General features: G+C 64.2%; 1 protein-coding gene. It reads left to right on the forward strand.

Annotated features, from left to right (window positions below; translation table 11 throughout):
- The coding region (locus tag ACLFKU_RS44970; protein WP_410853541.1) for a Mu transposase domain-containing protein at nucleotides 1-243 on the forward strand (243 nt) is incomplete at both ends.

Here is a 243-nt window from a genome sequence, read left to right on the forward strand (position 1 = left end):
ACGCGCGAGCAGCCGCTTGCACGTTTCGCCATCGAGAAGCCACTGCTCGCCAGACTGCCCGATGTGCCGCCAGTGCTGGCCGTATGGTGCGAGGTCAAGGTCCATACCGACGGGCACGTCGTCTACAAGAAGGCACTGTATTCGGTGCCGTTCACGCTCGTTGGCAAGCAGCTGTGGCTGAAGGCGACCGACACGGTCGTGCAGGTGTTCCACCGCCATGAGCTCGTCGCGACCCATCCGCGC

The organism is Paraburkholderia sp. EG304, assembly GCF_046543485.1.
GTDB classification, from domain to species: Bacteria; Pseudomonadota; Gammaproteobacteria; order Burkholderiales; family Burkholderiaceae; genus Paraburkholderia; species Paraburkholderia youngii.